This is a genomic window from Synechococcus sp. UW140, assembly GCF_900474295.1.
Taxonomy (GTDB): Bacteria; Cyanobacteriota; Cyanobacteriia; order PCC-6307; family Cyanobiaceae; genus Synechococcus_C.
Genome location: NZ_UCOB01000031.1, coordinates 76915 through 95975 on the forward strand (window position 1 = coordinate 76915; position 19061 = coordinate 95975).

The window sequence follows — 19061 nt, forward strand, 5'->3', positions numbered from 1 at the left end:
GGCCGAATCAATAGGTTTCTACGTGCCAGCGCTCAGCTTTCTTGAGCTGGGGACGCAATTTGCTCCAGTCGAGACCCTTGGCTGCCGCAGCTGCAGTCATGGCCTCATCGATTCCTGGCTCCATGCCTCGTAGGCCACACATATAAACGTGTGTCTTGGGATCTTCGATCATCGTGAAGATCTCCTCGGCGTGCTCGAGAACGCGGTCCTGGATATACATCCGTCCACCTTTGGTGTTCTTCTGTTCACGACTGATCGCCTTGGTGTAGCGGAAGTTGTCGGGGAATTGGCTCTGATAATGCTCAAAGTCGGCGTCGTAGAGCAGGTTCGGGGTCTTCGGTGCACCCATGAACAGCCATGCCTTGCCACGGAAGTTCCAACCGTTCTTTTCTTTTTCAGCTGGTTCAAACATGCGCCGCAGGTAGGTGCGCATTGGGGCGATACCGGTGCCCGTGGCGAGCATGATCACGTTGGCTTCTTCATCTTCAGGAAGAAGCATCTCTTTGCCAACTGGACCGGTGATTTTCACCTTGTCGCCAGGCTTGATATCGCAAAGGAATGTGGAACAGACACCGTTGATGGTTTCACCGTCCTTCTCGTACTGGAGCTGGCGCACGCAGAGGGAAACAGTGTGGCCGGCCATGTTGTCGCCATGGCGTGTGCTCGCAATCGAATAGAGGCGGAGCTTGTGGGGCTTGCCTTTGGCATCTTCGCCATCGGGAATGATGCCGATGGATTGGCCCTCGACGTAGTTGAGATGAGGATCACCACCATTGAGGTCGAAGGTGATGTGATTCACCCGGCCGATGGCTCCTTCACTGAGAAGGCTGTAATTCTCAGTAACCGTGCCGATGAAAGGAGACCTCGGCTTGTACAGGTTGACTGGAACGGACTTGTGGTCGGGCTTTTTGGTCACGGGAGCGGATGCCTTGGTCTTGGCAGGGGTCGCCTTGGCAGGAGCTGCCTTCGCTGGAGCTGCCTTGGCGGGAGCGGCCTTGGCGGGAGCTGCAGCTTGGGACGCTTCAGTGGCGGCGACCACTTCGCTGATCTTGCCGCCCGTGGAGATGATCAGGCGGATCGTGTGTTGAAGTCGTGAATAGGGAACGGTGTAGCGGCGCTCTGCTTTGAGTTGGCGACCTGCTTGAAGTCCATGGACGATCACCGTGAACATCCGTTCGTTGGAATCGGAGGAACCAACAGTGCTGACGCGCATGGGCTTTGCCTAACCACTAAACCGCGCGATCATAGTCGTGAAGCTTCGCCTTCAGCGATTCGTCTGTGCGTTTGCCGCAATGCTGACTGTCGTCTTTGAACCATTTATGTCCGTAGCGAGCTTAAAGTCGTTCGATTCCACTTCTCCTTAGTCGCTGAGACCTCCCTTTGCCGCCCTCTGATCCCACTGCTGTCAAACCCCGCACTCTCTTCGCAGATGTGCCTGGATTTGGTGTGCGTCGTCAGACCATTGAGCAGACCATGGAACGCCTGCCGCATGGGACCCGGCGTCTGGCGGTGCAGCTGCGGACACCCTTAGACCTGGACCTGCTCTGGAAGGTTCTGACCGATTACGACAATCTGAGCAGCTTCATCCCCAACCTCGCCAGCAGTGAAGTGTTGGGGCGAGAGCACAATTGTGTTCATCTTGCCCAAGTTGGCAGTCAGCAGCTTCTCGGCCTCACCTTTTCGGCGCGAGTGGAACTTGACTTGACGGAGTATCGACCTGAGGGGTTGCTCCAGTTCAGAATGACCAAGGGAGATTTTCGTCGGTTCGAGGGCTCTTGGCGGCTTCAGTCTCTGCCTGAAGGGACCTCACTGCTTTATGACCTCACTGTGCAAGGTTGCATGGGAATGCCTGTTGCCTTGATTGAGCAGCGTCTCAGAAGCGACCTCACTGCCAATCTCCTTGCGGTTGAACAGGAAGCCCTTCGTCGGCAGGAATCACCTGAATTGGCATAGCTCATCAGCTCTCGGCTCAGATCGAGATTGATCTTGCGCGCCTCGCTTATTGATCAAGGGAATGAATGGATCCCTCAGAAAAGATCAGTTTCTCGACCAAGTTGATTGATGTATATGCATAAAATTGCCAACTATTGGATCCCTACCTTGTGAATATGAGCGGCTTCGATTAATTCTTTTGCCTTTGACTTAAGGCGATTTTGATACCCCCAAGGGGATTCGAACCCCTGTCGCCTCCGTGAAAGGGAGGTGTCCTAGGCCTCTAGACGATGGGGGCGAGGCCGTGTTCGGAACGTTGTGTTCCCGAGCACCAAAAGAAATTACGGGTCAGACGGACCCTCCGTCAAGAAACTGGTCGCATCATTCTCTGACTTGGCCTGATCCTGTCCCTGCCAAACCGGAACGGTGAAGAAGAAGCAGGCACCCTCCCCCGGTGCTGAAACCACCCAGATTTTCCCTCCGTGCACCTCAACGATGCGCCTGCACACCGATAGTCCCACTCCAAAGCCTGAGGTCTCGCTAGAGGTTTGCGGCAGGCGCACACGGTCCAGGAAGATCCGCTGCTGCTCCTCGATCGGAATCCCTGGCCCGCTATCGCACACACTCACCTGAAGCCATTGACTGGTGCGGTGCAGCATGCTGAGTGAGACCTTGCCGCCGTCTTTGGTGTATTTCAAGGCGTTCTCCAGCAGGTTGAGAAGCACCTGCCGCATTCGTCTCTGGTCGGCATAGACCTTGGGAAGATCGGAGGGGATGTCGGTGTGGATGCCCACATCACGGCCCAGCCACTGTTTTTCCAGCTCGAGAATGGCCTCGGCCGCAACGCTGGCAAGATCCAGTCGCTGGGGATTAAACATTGCCTCCCAGCGTGTGCTGCCAACCTCGAGCAGATCTTTTGACAGCAGGGCGATTTCCTCGAGTCGCCGTTTCAGGACATCCTGGAAGCGGTTGTGATCGATCTGGCCGAGTTGCAGGCTCTGGAGCGCCAATGTGGCGGCGGTGAGGGGTGTTCTGAGTTCATGGGCGACCATTCGCAACAGCCTTTCCTGCGCCTGGAGCCGGTCGATCAGAGTTTCGTTCTCCTGGCGCAGCACTAGAAGCTGGTCTTCCAGTTGCAGCTCCCGCTGGGTGCGGCTGCCATCCAGTTCTGTGGGTTGGAGGCTGAGTCCGAGTCCGCTCACGACTTCGTCCTGTTGCCAGCGTGGAACCCATCCCCGTAATTGTTGGAAGATGCTGGTTCCGGCGAAGACCTGCTTGGGGGCGGGCTGAAGCTTGATCAGAGCTGGTGTCACTACCAGCCGATGCAATTCGAGTAGTTCAGGGTGGCTGGTTGGGTCTGCCACCTGCAGGGTGACTTCAAATCCGCAGTCCTCACTCTCAAGGAACTGAATCAGGGATCGGATATCTCCGCTGGACAGATGGTGCCTGCTGGCAACCAGCAGGAGCTTCAGAGGCTGACGCGGATTGGGAGCACTCCCATCCACAGGACGGAAATTGTCAAAGATGACGCTTACCTTATGGGTTTTTGCAGCGTCGGAGAGATTCGCTATGACGATCTTGTACAGACTGTTGTCTTGCAGGGCCTGTTATGCCGTTACTCCCTCTCGAGCGACGGGGTGCCCAGGTTCCCCCTGATGGCCCACCCCCGAGTGAGCGATTCAATCTGGACGGCAATCTGAGGCGTTGGTTCGCTCGCAACTTGGGGTTGTGGCGTTCAAGGCGGCAATACATTTTTCAGCACGATGAAGTGCTCTATCTCGACATGGTGATCCGCGTCGAGATCTTTGCGGAATCCGCCATTGGAGTCCCTCGCTACCGCTTCACTTGGTGGCCGGAGAAGGAAGCTGATACCTTCCAGCGCAAGCTCCCTTATCGAAAAGAAGGTCAGATGGAGGCCACCCTGCTTGGCCATCAGCTTCAAAGGGATAGGGCCTACTTAGAAGACATGCCTGTTCGCACCCAGATCCGACAGGTGGATGAGCATGAAGTGGTATTTGAATCGGATTACGCCGATTGGCACATCCTTGAACACACCCGTCTGATCGACCAGGACCGCTATCGTTCCCGAGCGATTTACAGCTGGCAGAACGGCGAACTGGCGATCGTGGAGCACCACCACGAAACCCGGATAGAAGATGCCAATGAGCCCATCTCGGCCTGATGGGCCAAAAGCTCAGATGGGGGGGTTCTGCCAATGCAATCAGATTTAGTCATCGATTGACTGGTCGATCAGCCCTTATATGGGGCACCATGGCACGGAGATCCGATTCCGTCAGTTGTTTACCTTTTCCCGCAGCATTCGTGTTCTGTTGTCGGCTTCCCTCGCCGCAGCACCCTTGAGCCTGGTCAGCCCAGCTGCTCATGCCCAGCAGCTTGAAAGCGCCAGCCCGGCGGCGCAAGAGGACATTTTCCTGTACCGAGGAATGGGCTCGTCCTACGTTTGTAATGCTAGTGCGGCCAAGGTGGAATTCCCTAAGGCGGTTGGCATTGCCTCAGCGACCTATGTGCAGATCCTCAACGGTCGTCATGGCGGCATGGTTGAGTCGGCTGGCAGCAACAAACTCACGAACGAGCAATTGTTTGCAGGTGCTGAATTCCAGATCATCACCGGTGCTATTCAGTATTGCCCTGATGTTGTTCCCGCCGATGTGAAGGCCAAGGTCCAAGAGGCGATCAAGAAGCAGAGTGCCTCTGCTGGCAACTGATCCAGTTCAGTCCCTTCACGCCTGAAACCAAGCCCGCAGTTGCAGAGCGATGCAGCTGTGGGCTTTTTGATGGCCCCGTTATCTGGGGTCCCGATTGGCTGAGGCCAACATCCAACCCAATGCCTGCATGCTTTTCGTTGGCTCGAAAGGATGCATCCCCTCTTTTCGCTTCGGTGGTCTGCAGCCTTGGTCTGCAGCCTTTGTGAGCGCCTGGGGTCCCCCAAGGCCATAGGGCGCGCCAGGATCAGGTGACTGAGCGATCCCTATGGCCCCAGCTTCCACTGTTCGTCTCCTCGATTATCGGCAGTATCCATTTGCGATCCCCAGCGTCAGTCTCGATGTGGTGATTGAGGACAGGCTGGTTCAGGTCACCAGCACGATGGCGGTGGAACCTCGCGCATCAGGTTCTGCCTCAGAAGCGATGCATTTACGCGGCGTGGAGCTTGAGCTCCTCGAAATCCGCATCGATGATCAGGTTCTCGCTTCCGCCGATTACAGCGTCGAGACCAGCCGATTGGTGCTGAAGCATCCTCCAGCAGAGCCCTTTTCCTTGACCACGGTCTGCCGGGTTGATCCTTTCTCGAACGCATCGCTGGAAGGGCTGTATGCCAGTGGGGGCATGCTCACCACCCAGTGCGAGGCGGAAGGGTTCCGCCGCATTACTTTCCATCCGGATCGTCCGGATGTGCTGAGTCGCTACCGGGTTCGCATTGAAGCTGACCGCCAGATGTATCCGGTGCTCCTGTCCAACGGCAATCTGATTCGTTCCGGGGACGTGGCCTCGGCCTCCGGTCGTCACGAAGCGATTTGGGACGATCCCTTCCCGAAGCCGTCCTATCTCTTTGCTCTTGTAGCGGGTGATTTGCGCGAGGTTCGCGACAGCTTCAGAACCGCATCTGGCAGGGATGTGGCGCTGCGTTTGCATGTGGAACCTGGGGATGAGCCATTCACTGCGCATGCGATGGCATCGCTGCAGCGTTCGATGGCCTGGGATGAGAAGGTTTATGGCCTCGAATACGACCTTGACGAGTTCAATACTGTTGCCGTGCGCCATTTCAACATGGGCGCGATGGAGAACAAGAGTCTCAATATCTTCAACTCCAAGTTGGTGCTCGCGGATGCGGAAACAGCCACGGATGGTGAATTGGAACGGATCGAGAGCGTCGTCGCCCACGAGTACTTCCATAACTGGTCGGGAAACCGCATTACCTGTCGTGATTGGTTCCAGTTGTCCCTTAAGGAGGGACTCACCGTCTTCCGTGATCAGTGCTTCACGGCTGATCTGCATTCACAGGCCTTGAAGCGCATCGAGGATGCCTCCATGCTGCGCAACACCCAGTTCCGGGAGGATGCTGGCCCTACGGCACATCCTGTGAAGCCAGATGCCTACCAAGCGATCGATAACTTCTACACAACGACGATCTATGAGAAAGGGGCAGAGTTGATTCGCATGCTCCAGACCCTTCTCGGCAAGGAGCGTTTTATGCGGGGGATGGGGCTTTATTTCCGCCGGCATGACGGTGAAGCGGCCACAACCAACGACTTTGTCGCAGCGATCCTGCAGGGAGCACTCGAGGACGGCGAGCCCTTGGGTTTTGATCCGGAGCAATTTGAACGTTGGTACGTCCAGGCCGGCACCCCGGAGGTGCAGATTGCGCGTGCTTGGGATCCACAGCACGGCCGCCTGACTCTCACCATCCGTCAGACCACGGCAGCTACCCCTGGACAGCCCGATAAGCAGCCGCTGGTCATCCCTCTCCTGTGGTCTCTGGTTGGTGCCGATGGTGAACCAGGGGAGGAGCAGCTGTTGGTGTTGGATCAGCCAGAGCAGACCCTTGTTCTGGAGGGGCTTGCTTCAGCTGAACAGCCACCAGCCTTGTCACTGTTTCGCCAGTTCTCCGCACCAGTGCATTGGCAGGCGGATCAGTCGATGACGGAGTTGTTCCATCTCTTTGCTTATGACAACGACCCCTTCGCCCGCTGGGATGCAGGGCAACAGCTCTGGCAACGTTTGCTCTTGGCCCGGGCCGCAGGTGACGTTGACATTGCCTTGGAGAAACAGATGCAGTCCTCCCTGGAGGTTCTGCTGGCCGCTGATGGTGAGCAGGATCCCGCTGTTCTCGTCACTCTGCTCAGTTTTCCTGGTGGAGCAGAGCTTGAGGCTCTGCAGGAGGTGGCCGAACCTCTTGACCTCTATCTGGCCGGCTGTGCCTTGCGTGAACAGCTGGGCACAGCCTTGGCCATTCCTTTGAAGGCCCGGTTGGAGCAGATGGGGCCACAGCTCGATCAGGTCTGGCCTGAAGGTCAGGGTGAACGACAGCTCACTGGTTTGATCTGGAGCTGGCTGGCTGCCGCGGGTGATCATCAGGTGAGGGATCAGGCCTTAGACGCAGTCACTGGCCCCTCGATGACCATGGCTCGTTATGGCCTTCGTTCCCTTCAGCCCCTCGATTGTGTTCAGAGAGAGAAGGCCTTGCAGCGTTTTCATGATCGCTGGCAGCAGCGTCCGGTGATCTTTGACACCTGGTTCGCTCTCGAGGCTTCCACTCCGCGAGCTGATGGCCTCGAGCGGATTCAGACGTTGCTCGACCATCCTCGTTTCGATCCGATGGCGCCTAACGCTGTGCGGGCAGTCCTTGGAGGCCTGGCTGGAAATCCCGTGGTCTTCCATGCCGCGGACGGCAGCGGCTATCGCTTCATGGCGCAGCAGATCATCGCAGTGGATCAGCGCAACGCGATCACGGCATCCCGACTGGCAAAGGTGTTTAGCCGTTGGCGCTTTTACAGCAAAGAGCGCCAGCGTCAGGTCCTGGAGGGGTTGGCACTACTGCAGTCAGCGGAGTTGTCCGCCAATACCCGGGAGGTGGTGGACATGATGATGGCCTGATCGTGTTCTCTTCCACCCATCAATGTCTTCTCAGGTCGCCGGCATAATCAAGCGACGCCTGTCATTGGTTTTTCCACAAAAAAGCCGGTCAGGAGACCGGCAGGGTGATGGGGTTTCCACAGTTTATCGGCTTTTGGGCTGTTTTGGAGGTTTTTACGGTTGTTTGGACGCGAAAATAGGCCTCTTTTTTCCACAGGTTGTGCTGCTTCGCTGGCCTGCCATGGCCAGGTCTGCTGTTCTTGTTGATGGCTGTGATAACGAGCGATTGTTGATCCTGCTGGCTTCAGGGGCTCAGACCGATGGAAAGAGCAGCTGCTCGTGGCTAAAGGTTGGATCTGCCGATCAAGGGCTTTCTCAAGGCTGAATCAGCTTGTTGTCCTTTGCTTATTGGTTGCCCTGAGATTCAAAACGAGACTGTCTGTTGGTCGAAAGAGCAGATCGATCCATTGTTTGATGGGGGTGGGCTTTTGTACTCACTCAATTGCTCAATGGTCTTTCATGTTTTGAGACAAGTCCTTCTTGGACGATCTATGTCTTGCCTGATGAAGTGATGGGTGTGTATGTTTCTAGTAATTCATTTCAACAATGGAAATGCTCACTGGATCTGAACTGCTGGCCAAAGTCAAGGAGCTGGGTGATGTCTCCAAAACTGATATGGCCACGGCCTGTGGGTACGTTTCTGACAAGAAAGACGGTGGTCAACGGGTTAACTTCACCAGCTTCTATGAGGCTCTTCTCAATGCCAAGGGCATTGACCTAGGAGGTGGCACAAAGGGAATCGGCAAGGGTGGTCGCAAGCTCTCTTATGTGGCCACCGTTCAGGGCAACGGTAACCTTCTGATCGGCAAGGCTTACACGGCTATGCTCAATCTTGAGCCTGGCGATGAATTCGAAATCAAGCTAGGAAAGAAGGCGATCCGTCTGATCCCAACTGGTGCAGCAGCCACTCACAGCGACAGCGCAGCCATGGAAGACGGCGAAGACTGAAAGACTCCGCATGATTTAGGTTGCTTCCCCACCCCGCTGTCAAGCGGGGTTTTTTGATGGAATCATTTCGATTGATCGAGGATTGACTCCCCAGGCGTAGTTCCAAGCCGCCGGAAGACTTCGCGCCTGAAGGCCGATCCTTCACGACCCGAATGTGCACCCCAAAGTCCCTCCCAGTAAAAGAAAATCACTCCGTAGCCTCGTTCATGGCTGAGCCGCATTTTCTCTGCAAGAACTGGCATTGGAGTGGTTCGTTTTCCGAAGCCTGCAAGCACTCCAATCTGCACCGGCATTCCCCATTGCCGGGCTTTGCGCAGCGCGGGTTGATCCAGATCTTTCGCGAAACCTTTGAGGGAATAGGCATAGTTCTGCACCACAAGATCTTCGATTAGCTCACCGACAGCCCACAGCTCCCAGTCCTGCAACCAATGGTTGTAGGCAAAACGGAAGGGCCCTGGTGAGAGTGAAATACGTTTTGGCAGTGCTTCTTGGCCGAGGCGCTCGCGTAACTCCCTGAGGAGACCTGTGAGCTTGCGACGTCGCCAGGTCATCCAGATGCGGTTGGTGTGATCACGCGGAGGTTCCACACCGGTTTCCTGCCGATAGAGGGCCACGGTGTAGGGGTCGTAGCCCAGTTCCACCGGCCAGGCGAAATGGTCGTCGAGCTGGAGGCCATGCATGCGGCAGCGCTTGAGCACCTCCACCACCAAGCCGATGAAGCGTTCCCGCACCTCTGGGTGGGCGGGATTGAGCCAGACCATCTCCTTGCCGTGCATTGTCATGCTCGTGCTGCCATTGGCCTTCGCAAGCACCCATTCGGGATGGTCCTGGACCACAGCTGCTGTGGCGGGCTCCATCAGGCCGTATTCAAACCAGGGGATCACTTTCATTCCCCGTTTGCGGGCTTCGGCACTGAGGGTGCAGATCGGGTCCAGTTCCAGTCCGGCAGCAGCGAGATTTGGTTCTACGGGTGCGAATTGACTGCGGTGGAAGGTCGTGCCCCTGCTCCAGACATTCGGATAGATCGCGTTAAAACCGGCCTCCTGGAGCTCCTCAACGGCCTGGCGGATGCGTGCATGGCTGTAATAAACAGGACTCGGACTGTTTGTGATCCACACTCCCAGCGTTCGGGGTGGCGGCCCATTGATGGGAAGTTGGCTGATGTTGCCCGTCGAAGCTGGTGGAGGCGCGGCTTTGGCGCTTGGCCGTTGCGTGATCGCCAAGCTCAGAATTGTGGCGAGCCCTGCAGCGAAGGACGTGATCAAGCGTCGCTCGGTCTGAGCCCCGATCCTGGGCAGCTTGCACTGATATGCAAAAGCTTTCACGAATTCAGCGAAACATTGAGCTCACAGAGCTTTCTTCGTGAATGCGCCAGATCGCTTCCCCAAGCATGTTGGCTACCGAGAGAACTTTGAGCTGGGGGAATGTCCGATCGGGTGCGATCGGGATGCTGTTGGTGACTACCACCTGTTCGAACAAACCATCCGCGGAGAGGCGCTCACAGGCTGGCGGGGAGAAGACAGCGTGTGTTGCGCAGGCCAGAACTCGCTGGGCACCCTGCTGGCGAAGCAGACGTGCACCGGAGCAGATGGTGCCGCCTGTGTCGATCATGTCGTCGATCAAAATCGCGGTTTTGTCCTTCACATCACCAATCACGGTGAGGCTTTCCGCCTTGTTATGACCAGTTCGGCGCTTGTCGATGATCGCCAATGGCGCATCGTTCATCTGTTTGGCGAACGCCCTGGCCCGGGCTACACCACCGACATCTGGTGACACCACCACCACCTCGCCAAGCTCCTGGGCGGAGAGGTAGTCAACCAGGACTGGGGATCCGTAAATGTGATCGCAAGGGATATCGAAATAACCCTGGATTTGAGCAGAGTGAAGATCCATCGCAAGCACTCTGTCCACCCCTGATTTGGCTAAAAGGTTGGCTGTGAGTTTTGCCGTAATCGATTCCCTCCCGGCTGTTTTGCGGTCTGCTCGGGCATAGCCGTAATACGGCACCACAGCCGTGATTTGACGTGCTGAGGCCCGGCGGCAGGCATCGACCATGATCAACAGCTCCATGAGGTGGTCGTTGACCGGAGCACAGGTCGGCTGGATCAGGAAAACGTCGCAGCCACGGATCGATTCTTGAATTTGGACGTAAAGCTCGCCATCGGCGAAGCGCTTGCAAACCCTCGGGCCGTCTGGAACGCCCAGATAGGCTGAGATCTCCTGGGAGAGAGCAGGATTCGCCGTACCGCTGAACAGGCGAAGCCGGCGATTGTCCTGGTGGATCTTCTCCTGCTCTGCACGGGCTGCAGTGAGAAAACTGGTCACGACTCCCGCAAACGAGAACAGCTGTCACCCGATGGTAGTGCCGAGCCTGACGGCCTTCATCACGGGTCGCTTGTTCAAGCTCGTTAAGGTCTGCTGATGCTCGATCAATCCATAGTGGTGATTGGCGCCGGGCCCCTGCCCGAGCTGCTGATGCGCAGGGCCTGCAGAACCCTCGCAGAAGCCTTTGGGGTCACGTTGAGCACCGTTGCAGTCGGCCAGTCTCCCCAGTCGTTCTTGGCTGACCTGCACAGGGATTGTCCCCGTCTGGTGCGGTTGGCCGGTGATTCCGGTCGAGTCGCGTTTGATGGCAGTTGTTGGATCGATGCGCTAGGTGCTTGGCGGGTCCCCACGGTGTTGTTGGCAACCCCATTGGCTGATGGGGCAATTCCTGGGGTCGTTCCGGCTTATCTCGCTCTGTGTCACAGCCGCCGTGTTCCTCTGATCGGCCTGATCCAGATTGGAGGCTCCTGGAGCTTGACCGAACGGCGACGGGATGGATTGCCGTGGTCCGGTTGGATGGCCGCTCAAGGTGATGAGGGCCTGGATGCTCTGGTGACGGTGTTGCAATGTCAGCTCAGAAGCTGAAGGGTTGTGCTGATTCCCTCAGTTTTTTGGAGGCCAGAGCGGAAAGGGCGTCCCGGCTTTGAGTTGACGCAGGGGTTGCTCGCCGGCCCTGGGAGCCAAGGGCAAGGTGGAGATCACGGGAGGTTGTTTGCTGCTCAGAGCTGCCGCGGCCAGGCTCAGCCACTCCTGGCTGTTCATGTCGCTCTCCACTTGGCTGCTGAGGTCATTGACTAATCCTGGCAAGACGAGAATGGCGTTGGGCTGGTGCATCTGATCGTGAATGGCACGGACCAGCCATTGCTGCCGTAGGCGCCGTTCATGGTCTTTGAGGGGATCAGGACGGAACCGGGCCAGTTGCTCAGCCTGGGCAGCATTGAGGGTCTGGCGTCCGGCCTGCAGATTGACGCTGTAGTTCTGGCGTTGATCGGTGTGGTTGAGGGTCTGATTCAGACGCACGTCCAGGTCACCGAGACCGTTCACGAGAGTGCGTAGGGCCCTGCGAGGCATCACCACATAGCGGCTTGGCTCCCCTTCTTGCAGTCCGACCACGTCTGCGACCACATCGGCGGTCAGAGCCACACCACCCTCCCGGTAGCTCCTGGCCAGGGGTTGCATCGAGGCTGTCCCCGGCAGGTTCACCCCAAGCTCTGTTGGGACCTGCAGGATCTGCAGTGGCGTTTCTGGCTGAACGCGGATCAACATCAAGCTGTCGGCATTGGCCGGTCCTTGCGGCGCCGCTCTGTTGAGGGAATCGTTGATGCCATTCGCATCCACACCCACCACCAACACCGTGACCGGTTGGCTGGGGAAGGGCGCCAAGCTGGAGGGGTCATCGACTGAAGGCAGCGTCGGTGCGACGCGGTCGGCCTTCGGCCACAGTGTTGTCAGGGCTGTTCCGACCAGCCAGACACTGCCAAGTGTTGCTGTAATCCGAAGCACGGCCCTGAGGGGATGCTGACCAAGCCAACGGCGCTGTTTGCCCTTTTTGGTGGTGTGTTCCTGTGCCGGGGCAGCCATCAGCCGTGCTGATTTCAAAGGGTGCCCAGTCTTGCTCAACTTCAGCTGTTTAGCGTTGGAAGCGTCAAGGCCCGCCCGATCTGTGACGCAAGCTCCTGCTTCCCCCGCTCCCCATGAACGGGCCCGGCCCATTCCACGGGATGTGGTGCGGCCAGCCAAGGACCTCTGTAGCGACTGTGGTCTGTGTGATTCACGTTGGGTTGCCTACGTGCGTCAGGCCTGCGCGTTTCTCCATCAGGATTTCGAGGGGATGGAGAAGCGCCACCACGGCCGCAGTCGTGACCTCGACAATGACGACGAGCTTTATTTCGGCGTGCAGCAGCGCATGCTCACCGCCCGCATGCGCCAGCCAATCGATGGTGCGCAGTGGACTGGAATCGTCAGCCACCTTGGTGTTCAGGCTCTCAAGAGTGGTCTGGTCGATGCCGTGCTCTGTGTCCAGCAGAGCCCTGATGACCGCTTCACACCGATGCCAGTTCTGGCACGCACGCCTGAAGAGGTGCTTGCCGCACGGGTGAATAAACCGACCCTCTCCAACAATCTGTCTGTGCTTGAGCAGTTGCCGGGCAGCGGCATCCGTCGCTTGCTGGCCATTGGGGTGGGCTGTCAGATCCAAGCCTTGAGGGCTGTGCAGAACACCTTGCCGCTCGAACAGCTCTATGTGCTTGGTCTGCCCTGTGTGGACAACGTCTCCCGTGAGGGTTTGAACACCTTTCTGCACAGCGCGAGTGCTTCCCCGGACACGGTGGTCCACTACGAGTTCATGCAGGATTTCCGAATTCACTTCCGCCACAAGGACGGTCGCCAGGAAACAGTTCCGTTCTTTGGTCTCGATACACCCCGCCTCAAGGATGTCTTTGCTCCGAGCTGTCTGAGCTGTTTCGACTACACCAATGCTGGGGCTGATTTAGTGGTGGGCTACATGGGTGCTGAATTTGGCCGCCAATGGCTGGTGGTGCGCAATCAGCTCGGAGCTGAGTTGCTGGATTTAATCGAAGCGGATCTCGATATCGCTCCTGTCACCAGCCGTGGGGATCGACGGGCGGCAGTGCAACAGGGCATCGATGCCTATGACAAGGCCATCAAGCTGCCGATGTGGTTGGCTGAGGTCGTGGGCTGGGTTGTGCAGCGCATCGGTCCGAAGGGGCTGGAGTACGGACGGTTCTCCATTGACTCCCACTTCACGCGCAATGCCCTTTGGGTGCGGCGGAACCATCCCAAGCAGTACGGTCGCCATCTACCAGCCTTCGCGCGGAAGATCATCGAGCGCTACGAGTTGCCCAAGTCTTGATCCTGGCGATGGTGTTGTCTTCCACTACAGAGGTCACTGCCGCTGCACCTGCAGGGGCCATTGGGGTTCTGCTGCACCCCTCTGCCCTACCGGGAAGTCCTGTCTGTGGTGGGTTCGGAGCTGCGGCGCGTGATTGGTTGCAGTCTCTGTCCCGTCACGGCATCGGGGTCTGGCAGGTGTTGCCGTTAGCGCCGACTGACGGCACTGGATCCCCCTACAGCTCCCCTTCCAGTTTTGCGATCAACCCTTGGTTTCTGGATGGCCAGGATCTGGTCGATCAGGGCTTTTTGTCAGAGCAGGCCCTGAACGCTCTGCCTGGACAATCAGCCGATTCCGGCCCCATGCAAGCTTTGGACTGCCAGCTTGCTGATGAGCGGGCCGAGGCTCTCGCACGGGAGCTGGAGAAGGCCTGGAAGGAACAGTCTTCTGAACGCCACCGCTGTTTCGAACGTTGGTGTGTGGCCCAGGGGGATTGGCTGGAAGAGCACGTCTGTTTTGTGGAGCTTCGCAGGCAGCACCAGGGCTTGCCCTGGTGGGAGTGGCCTCGCCCCTTGGCTCGACATCGGGGCAGAGCGCTGCGGGCCTGGAAAGCGGAACATCACCGGGCTTTGCAGGCTCAGCGATTGCTCCAATGGCAGCTTGATCAGCAATGGCGATGCCTGCGAGCGTTCGCGGATGAGCTTGGGGTTCGCATCTTTGGCGATCTCCCTTTCTATGTTGCCCGTGATAGTGCCGATGTTTGGAGTCATCGTCGCTTGTTCTCGATCGAGTCAGACGGCACGTTGACCACCCAGAGCGGTGTGCCCCCTGATTACTTCTCTGCCACCGGTCAGCTCTGGGGCACTCCGGTGTATCGCTGGTGGCGGCATCGCCTGACCCGGTTTCAATGGTGGCGGCAGCGCTTGCGGCGTCAGTGGCAGCTCCTGGATTTACTGCGGCTGGATCACTTCCGAGCTTTGGCGTCTTACTGGGCCGTACCGGGTGGCGATGACACCGCCGCTCGAGGGGTCTGGAAACCGTCACCTGGCCATGCGTTGTTGCGCTGTCTGAAAGCGGATGGTGATGGCTGCTTGCCCCTGGTTGCTGAGGATCTGGGGGTGGTCACCGATGATGTGGAAGACCTGCGTGACGGGTTCGACCTGCCGGGCATGAAGATCCTGCAGTTCGCCTTCGACGGCAATCCAGACAACCCCTACCTTCCGCACAACATCCACGGCAACCAGTGGGTTGTTTACACCGGTACCCATGACAACCCCACCACGATCGGTTGGTGGCAGGGACTGGATGCAGACGCCAGGGAGCGGGTGGCTATGGCGGTGGGTCAAGAGGTAACAGCTCCGGGCTGGCAACTGCTCGAGCTCGGGCTGGCCTCTCCCGCAGGTTTGGTGGTGACCCCATTGCAGGATCTCTTGCATCTTGATGATGCTGCGCGCTTCAACACCCCCGGCACGGTTGGTGGTAACTGGATCTGGCGTCTCCCCTCCCTGGATCATGCGGTGGAAGACGCCCTCAGGGGTTACGGCGAGCGCGGGTCGCTTTGGGGTAGGCGATAGCGACCAGGTTGATCGCTCATGGGCTTTTGAGGCTGACCATTCCAAAGCACTTGATCCTCTGCCTGCGGAGGAGGCTGCAGATTCAAGCTGATCGGCGCTAGCAGTTGCAGGGTTAACTGCCCTTGGCTGCCTTGCAGTTCACTGCGATCGCCACCGGCACTGGACAAACGGATGGTGCTCGGCTGACTGAGGTTGAGCTGCAGTAGGCCGAGGGCCTGGCGTTCATCGGAGTCGATGGCCTGAGAATCCTTGCTGGTGGCTGACGTTGGTGGTAACCACTGCACCAATGGGCGTCTGAGGGCGTCCTCAAGCGGTCGCAGTCCCGGCGGCAGTCCCGTCTCGCTCCCTTGCGTGCGGTTGCTGATCTGAAGGTCAGCCGCCGTCGGTGCGATCGGTTGCAGTTGCTGACTGTTGCGTTGGGCCAAGTGGCGCTGTTGCTGATTCAGAGCCATCAATGTCCCCAGCATCACCACCCCGTACACCACGCTTCCTTGCCAGGTGCTGACGATGTCAATACTGCCGATGGTGAAGCGGCGGTTGCCAGCGGTTTTGCCCTGCAGCTTGCTGTTCGTCGTCGTGGGGAGGGCCCCTTGCAGGCTGTCGGGTGCCAGCTCGAGGTGGCGCTCCAGTTGTGCCAGCATCGCGCCGAGGTAGGCGGCTTCGGGCAGGCGATCAGCCCATCCTCTCTCCAGGGCTTCAAGCACGGGAGTGGTAATGCGCACCTCTCGAGAGAGGTCTCGCATGCTGAGCCCTCGCTGCTCCCTCCGTTCTTTCAGCAGCTGGCCTGCCTGCTGCAAGGGCGTGATCTGATCAGGGCTCTCGCCTGTTAAACCGCTTGTCGCCTGGGACGATCTGCGCCGAGGCCAGAGCCTGGGAAATCTCATCGCGGCGTGTTGGTCAATGCACGCCATTCTCCCTTGTTTAAAGGGCGCCAGCGACCCTCCGCCAAGGAACCGAGAGCGACGTTTGCGATTGCGATGCGTTGGAGATCGATCACCGGGTGGCCAAGCTGTTCAGCGACCCGCCTGATTTGGCGATTGCGGCCCTCTCGCAACACCACCTCCAGCAAGGTCTCTCCACTCTCGTGCTCCAGAACACGAACCGTTGCGGGCTGGGTGATGCGGTCATCCAAGGGCAGTCCCTGGCGCCATGCCTCCAGGGTGCTGTGTTTCGGCCGGCCCCTGACCCAGACCCGGTACGTTTTGGTGTGGGAGTAGCGGGGGTGAGTGAGATGCAGCGTCAGCTCTCCTTGGTTGGTGAGCAGCAGTGCTCCGCGGCTGTCTGCGTCGAGACGTCCAACGGGATGGAGGCCGCAGCGCAGTTCGATCGGCAGCATGTCCAGCACGATTGGGCGTCCTTGGGGGTCGTGACAGCTGCTGATGACCCCTTTTGGCTTGTTCAGCAACAACAGCCTGGGTTGGGGTGTGCTTCGTATCTGGGCCCCATCCACGCAGATGTGGTCTTGGCTTGGGTCGGCTCGGTCCCCTAGCTGAGCCACCCTGCCATTGACGCTGATGCGGCCGGCCCGAATCCACTCCTCTGCATGGCGTCTCGAACAGATCCCTGCGGCAGCAATCAGTTTTTGCAGGCGGTCGCCGCGGGGGGAGCCAGCCAAAGAATCTGCTTCAAGCTTGTGATTGTTGCTCAAGGGCCTTGACCGGGACGAACCACACTTCAGACGCTGTCAGTGTTTCGAGGTAACAGCAGCTCCATGCTGGCGCCGCCACCGGGGTGGTTGCGGGCCTGCACCCTGCCTCCGTGGTTGACAGCGATTTGCTGCGCAATCGCCAGACCCAGCCCGCTGCCGCTCTGATTGGATCGGGCCCTGGAGGGATCTCCTCGGTAGAACCTCTGGAACATTTTCTCGAGGTCTGGCTCGCTGAGTCCCTGGCCGTGGTCGCGAACAGCCAGCAACCACCAGCCGCCACTGGGCTGGATCTCCACCTCCACCTGGCTGCAGTCGGGTGCGTACCGCAGAGCATTGTCGAGCAGATTGAGGATGGCGCGATGCAGTCGAGGCTGGTCTCCTCGCAGCGGTGCCGTGATCTGATCCCGCATTTCCAGGCTGACGCCCCTTTGTTCGGCTAGGGGCCGGATACTTCCCCATGCGCTAGCCACCAGTTCATTCAGGATGAGCGGCGAATAGCTGCCGTTGTCCATGGGCAGGCTGTTCTCCAGCCGCGATAGCTCCAGCAGGTCTTCAACCAGGAGTTGCAAGCGTCGCAATTCCTTTTGCAAACGTTGAACCAGTACGGTGTCGCCCTCCCCGACGGCCGTTTCGAGTCTGTCGCTCACGAGCATTAAGGCTGTGAGAGGCGTCTTGAGCTCATGGGCGACATCACTCACCCACCGTTCTTGCTGCTGTTGTTGGGCCTCTAGGGACTGACGACTCTGCAGCAAGAGCAGGAGCCATTCGTCTGATCCAGGTAGCACGATCGTCTCGAGTGGCTCGCCACGCATGTCCCATTCGATTCGTTGAGGGCGTTGCTGGTGACGCACGCTCACAATCGCCTCATTGATTGGGTCGACATGGAGCACTTCGTCGAGTCTTTGGCCTCGAACCAGGGTTTGATGGGAGATGCGCAATAGGCGTTCGGCCTTGCCGTTGATGTAGGCGATGCTCAGATCCGGTTTGAGGATCAACCAGCCTTGAGTGGCTTCATCGATCCAGGCCAGCAGCTGGGGGGTGCTGAGGGGCTTGCGCTCTTTCGCGCGGGCGTCACCCTTTTGGCGAGATCGTCTTGGCTGGCGTTGGATCAGCCAGGTCAAGCCACTACCGATCACGAGGCCGGTAGCAAGTCCCAGCGTCCATTCCGTTGCCATCGTCGTTAACCGAAGCGGTATCCGAATCCGCGCACTGTGCGGATGTGTTTTGGCGAGGAGGGCTGGTCTTCGATTTTTTCCCGAAGCCAGCGGATGTGGACGTCAACGGTTTTGGTGTCGCCGACAAAATCGATGCCCCAGACCTTCTCAAGCAGCTGATCCCGACTCCAGACTCTTTTGGGGTTCTTGATGAATAACTCAAGGATGCGGTATTCCTTCGGCGAGAGATTGAGATCCTGCTCGTCACGTGTGACCCGGCACTCTTGGGCATAGAGGCAGAGATTGGCGTGGCGCTGCATCGCATTGGTGCAGTCCTCCACGACGGTCGGTGGCTGTGAACGACGCAGCAAAGCGCGGCAGCGCGCCACGAGTTCGCGGATCCCAAAAGGTTTGACAAGGTAATCGTCCGCTCCGACCTCAAGGCCAAGCACCCGGTCGGTTTCACTATCCCTGGCGCTGATCACCAGGATGGGTGTGTTGTTGTTCTGGCTGCGCAGCTGGCGGCAGAGATCCAGGCCTCCAAGCCCAGGCAGCATCAGATCAAGAACGATCAGATCCACTGCGTCGCGGCTGGCGTTGGTGAGAGTTGATAGAGCCTCAGCCCCGTTGGCGCAGGATCGCACCACAAAGCCTTCGGCTCTGAGGGCTTCGTCCACTGTCTCCCTGATGGAGTCGTCGTCCTCGATGACAAGAAGGCTTGCGGCGGTCACGAGCGGTGCAGAAAGCGTGTTTGTCACCGGGTGATCCGATTGAGCATGACCATTGTGGCGAATACCCCCCCCCCCGCCAAGAGTCCAATCGGGTCTGGGGGTAGAAATCCCGACAACGGTGGTAAATTACGAAACCAGTCGGTTTCGTAATTGATCGATGGCGCCCCTGTCCCTTCTGCCTGATGCAGATCTGGTGCGTTCGTATCTGCGTGATATCGGTCGTGTGCCGCTGCTGAGCCATCAGCA

19 protein-coding genes and 1 tRNA gene are annotated in these 19061 nt (G+C 58.4%); 10 read left to right on the forward strand and 10 right to left on the reverse strand.

What is annotated here, in order from left to right:
- Positions 1-7: 7 nt before the first annotated feature.
- Entirely contained in the window at positions 8-1213 is a 1206-nt protein-coding gene (locus DXY10_RS13150) for an FAD-binding oxidoreductase (protein WP_115019897.1), read from the reverse strand.
- A 260-nt stretch (positions 1214-1473) separates the two neighbouring features.
- Here DXY10_RS13150 and DXY10_RS13155 point away from each other — a divergent pair, with 260 nt between their 5' ends.
- Positions 1474-1953: an SRPBCC family protein gene (locus tag DXY10_RS13155; RefSeq protein WP_115019922.1), complete on the forward strand. Its 480-nt coding sequence runs from the start codon at positions 1474-1476 to the stop codon at positions 1951-1953.
- Between the two features lie 204 nt (positions 1954-2157).
- Here the strand turns inward: DXY10_RS13155 and DXY10_RS13160 are convergent.
- Together DXY10_RS13160 and DXY10_RS13165 are read right to left on the reverse strand one after the other, a co-directional pair.
- A tRNA-Glu gene (locus DXY10_RS13160) sits at positions 2158-2230 on the reverse strand.
- A gap of 43 nt (positions 2231-2273) precedes the next feature.
- Positions 2274-3437, reverse strand: coding sequence for a histidine kinase (locus tag DXY10_RS13165; protein WP_115019898.1), 1164 nt, complete (start codon positions 3435-3437; stop codon positions 2274-2276).
- Positions 3438-3541: 104 nt separating this feature from the next.
- Between DXY10_RS13165 and DXY10_RS13170 the strand changes: the two genes are divergently transcribed.
- The 5 genes from DXY10_RS13170 to DXY10_RS13190 all read left to right on the forward strand — a co-directional run bounded on the left by DXY10_RS13170 (position 3542) and on the right by DXY10_RS13190 (position 8532).
- Positions 3542-4114 (forward strand): hypothetical protein, encoded by a 573-nt coding sequence (locus DXY10_RS13170; protein ID WP_115019899.1) that lies wholly within the window; start codon positions 3542-3544, stop codon positions 4112-4114.
- Between the two features lie 79 nt (positions 4115-4193).
- Positions 4194-4658 carry a cAMP phosphodiesterase gene (locus tag DXY10_RS13175; RefSeq protein ID WP_244282314.1) on the forward strand — a complete coding sequence of 155 codons (465 nt, stop codon included), beginning with the start codon at positions 4194-4196 and terminating at the stop codon, positions 4656-4658.
- 265 nt (positions 4659-4923) lie between these two features.
- On the forward strand, positions 4924-7545 hold the full coding sequence (pepN, locus tag DXY10_RS13180) for an aminopeptidase N (protein ID WP_115019900.1): 2622 nt from the start codon (positions 4924-4926) through the stop codon (positions 7543-7545).
- 22 nt (positions 7546-7567) lie between these two features.
- The gene (locus DXY10_RS13185) at positions 7568-7909 is read left to right on the forward strand and encodes a hypothetical protein (protein WP_115019901.1); all 342 of its coding nucleotides are present in this window, start codon (positions 7568-7570) and stop codon (positions 7907-7909) included.
- Between the two features lie 227 nt (positions 7910-8136).
- A complete protein-coding gene (locus DXY10_RS13190) occupies positions 8137-8532 on the forward strand; it encodes an AbrB family transcriptional regulator (protein ID WP_115019924.1) in 396 nt (131 codons plus the stop codon).
- A 62-nt stretch (positions 8533-8594) separates the two neighbouring features.
- Here DXY10_RS13190 and DXY10_RS13195 read toward each other — a convergent pair whose 3' ends face one another.
- A complete protein-coding gene (locus DXY10_RS13195) occupies positions 8595-9695 on the reverse strand; it encodes a glycoside hydrolase family 10 protein (RefSeq protein ID WP_244282331.1) in 1101 nt (366 codons plus the stop codon).
- 166 nt (positions 9696-9861) lie between these two features.
- The gene (locus DXY10_RS13200) at positions 9862-10857 is read right to left on the reverse strand and encodes a ribose-phosphate pyrophosphokinase (RefSeq protein WP_115019902.1); all 996 of its coding nucleotides are present in this window, start codon (positions 10855-10857) and stop codon (positions 9862-9864) included.
- A gap of 96 nt (positions 10858-10953) precedes the next feature.
- Between DXY10_RS13200 and DXY10_RS13205 the strand changes: the two genes are divergently transcribed.
- Entirely contained in the window at positions 10954-11442 is a 489-nt protein-coding gene (locus DXY10_RS13205; RefSeq protein WP_115019903.1) for a hypothetical protein, read from the forward strand.
- An 18-nt stretch (positions 11443-11460) separates the two neighbouring features.
- On the opposite strand, the gene DXY10_RS13210 is transcribed toward DXY10_RS13205, so the two are convergent.
- The gene (locus tag DXY10_RS13210; RefSeq protein ID WP_244282315.1) at positions 11461-12438 is read right to left on the reverse strand and encodes an LCP family protein; all 978 of its coding nucleotides are present in this window, start codon (positions 12436-12438) and stop codon (positions 11461-11463) included.
- Positions 12439-12520: 82 nt separating this feature from the next.
- Here DXY10_RS13210 and DXY10_RS13215 point away from each other — a divergent pair, with 82 nt between their 5' ends.
- Positions 12521-13729, forward strand: a complete 1209-nt coding sequence (locus tag DXY10_RS13215) for a Coenzyme F420 hydrogenase/dehydrogenase, beta subunit C-terminal domain (protein WP_115019926.1) — start codon at positions 12521-12523, stop codon at positions 13727-13729.
- Positions 13730-13737: 8 nt separating this feature from the next.
- On the forward strand, positions 13738-15282 hold the full coding sequence (gene malQ / locus DXY10_RS13220) for a 4-alpha-glucanotransferase (protein ID WP_170955856.1): 1545 nt from the start codon (positions 13738-13740) through the stop codon (positions 15280-15282).
- Here the strand turns inward: malQ and DXY10_RS13225 are convergent.
- Genes DXY10_RS13225 through DXY10_RS13240 form a run of 4 tightly spaced genes read right to left on the reverse strand, consistent with a single transcriptional unit; the run spans position 15246 to position 18842 of the window.
- The gene (locus DXY10_RS13225; RefSeq protein WP_371411164.1) at positions 15246-16193 is read right to left on the reverse strand and encodes a helix-turn-helix domain-containing protein; all 948 of its coding nucleotides are present in this window, start codon (positions 16191-16193) and stop codon (positions 15246-15248) included. The two genes, malQ and DXY10_RS13225, sit on opposite strands and share 37 nt — an antisense overlap.
- Positions 16163-16897 (reverse strand): pseudouridine synthase, encoded by a 735-nt coding sequence (locus tag DXY10_RS13230; protein WP_115019928.1) that lies wholly within the window; start codon positions 16895-16897, stop codon positions 16163-16165. Before DXY10_RS13230 ends, DXY10_RS13225 begins: the two co-directional genes overlap by 31 nt.
- A 59-nt stretch (positions 16898-16956) precedes the next feature.
- Positions 16957-18105, reverse strand: coding sequence for a cell wall metabolism sensor histidine kinase WalK (locus DXY10_RS13235; RefSeq protein ID WP_115019906.1), 1149 nt, complete (start codon positions 18103-18105; stop codon positions 16957-16959).
- A 5-nt stretch (positions 18106-18110) separates the two neighbouring features.
- Entirely contained in the window at positions 18111-18842 is a 732-nt protein-coding gene (locus DXY10_RS13240) for a response regulator transcription factor (RefSeq protein WP_244282318.1), read from the reverse strand.
- A gap of 130 nt (positions 18843-18972) precedes the next feature.
- On the opposite strand from DXY10_RS13240, the gene DXY10_RS13245 reads away from it, so the two are divergent.
- Positions 18973-19061, forward strand: an 89-nt coding sequence (locus DXY10_RS13245) for a sigma-70 factor domain-containing protein (RefSeq protein WP_136989217.1), incomplete at its 3' end; no start/stop codon positions are given.

What these genes read in the sequence shown, in the direction of transcription:
- DXY10_RS13175 (WP_244282314.1), top strand. Translation starts at nt 4,194, where the DNA reads ATGGGGCACCATGGCACGGAGATCCGATTCCGTCAGTTGTTTACCTTT.
- pepN (WP_115019900.1), top strand. Translation starts at nt 4,924, where the DNA reads ATGGCCCCAGCTTCCACTGTTCGTCTCCTCGATTATCGGCAGTATCCA.
- DXY10_RS13185 (WP_115019901.1), top strand. Translation starts at nt 7,568, where the DNA reads ATGTCTTCTCAGGTCGCCGGCATAATCAAGCGACGCCTGTCATTGGTT.
- DXY10_RS13150 (WP_115019897.1), bottom strand. Translation starts at nt 1,213, where the DNA reads ATGCGCGTCAGCACTGTTGGTTCCTCCGATTCCAACGAACGGATGTTC.
- DXY10_RS13170 (WP_115019899.1), top strand. Translation starts at nt 3,542, where the DNA reads ATGCCGTTACTCCCTCTCGAGCGACGGGGTGCCCAGGTTCCCCCTGAT.
- DXY10_RS13205 (WP_115019903.1), top strand. Translation starts at nt 10,954, where the DNA reads ATGCTCGATCAATCCATAGTGGTGATTGGCGCCGGGCCCCTGCCCGAG.
- DXY10_RS13225 (WP_371411164.1), bottom strand. Translation starts at nt 16,193, where the DNA reads ATGGCGTGCATTGACCAACACGCCGCGATGAGATTTCCCAGGCTCTGG.
- DXY10_RS13155 (WP_115019922.1), top strand. Translation starts at nt 1,474, where the DNA reads ATGGAACGCCTGCCGCATGGGACCCGGCGTCTGGCGGTGCAGCTGCGG.
- malQ (WP_170955856.1), top strand. Translation starts at nt 13,738, where the DNA reads ATGGTGTTGTCTTCCACTACAGAGGTCACTGCCGCTGCACCTGCAGGG.
- DXY10_RS13210 (WP_244282315.1), bottom strand. Translation starts at nt 12,438, where the DNA reads ATGGCTGCCCCGGCACAGGAACACACCACCAAAAAGGGCAAACAGCGC.
- DXY10_RS13190 (WP_115019924.1), top strand. Translation starts at nt 8,137, where the DNA reads ATGCTCACTGGATCTGAACTGCTGGCCAAAGTCAAGGAGCTGGGTGAT.
- DXY10_RS13235 (WP_115019906.1), bottom strand. Translation starts at nt 18,105, where the DNA reads ATGGCAACGGAATGGACGCTGGGACTTGCTACCGGCCTCGTGATCGGT.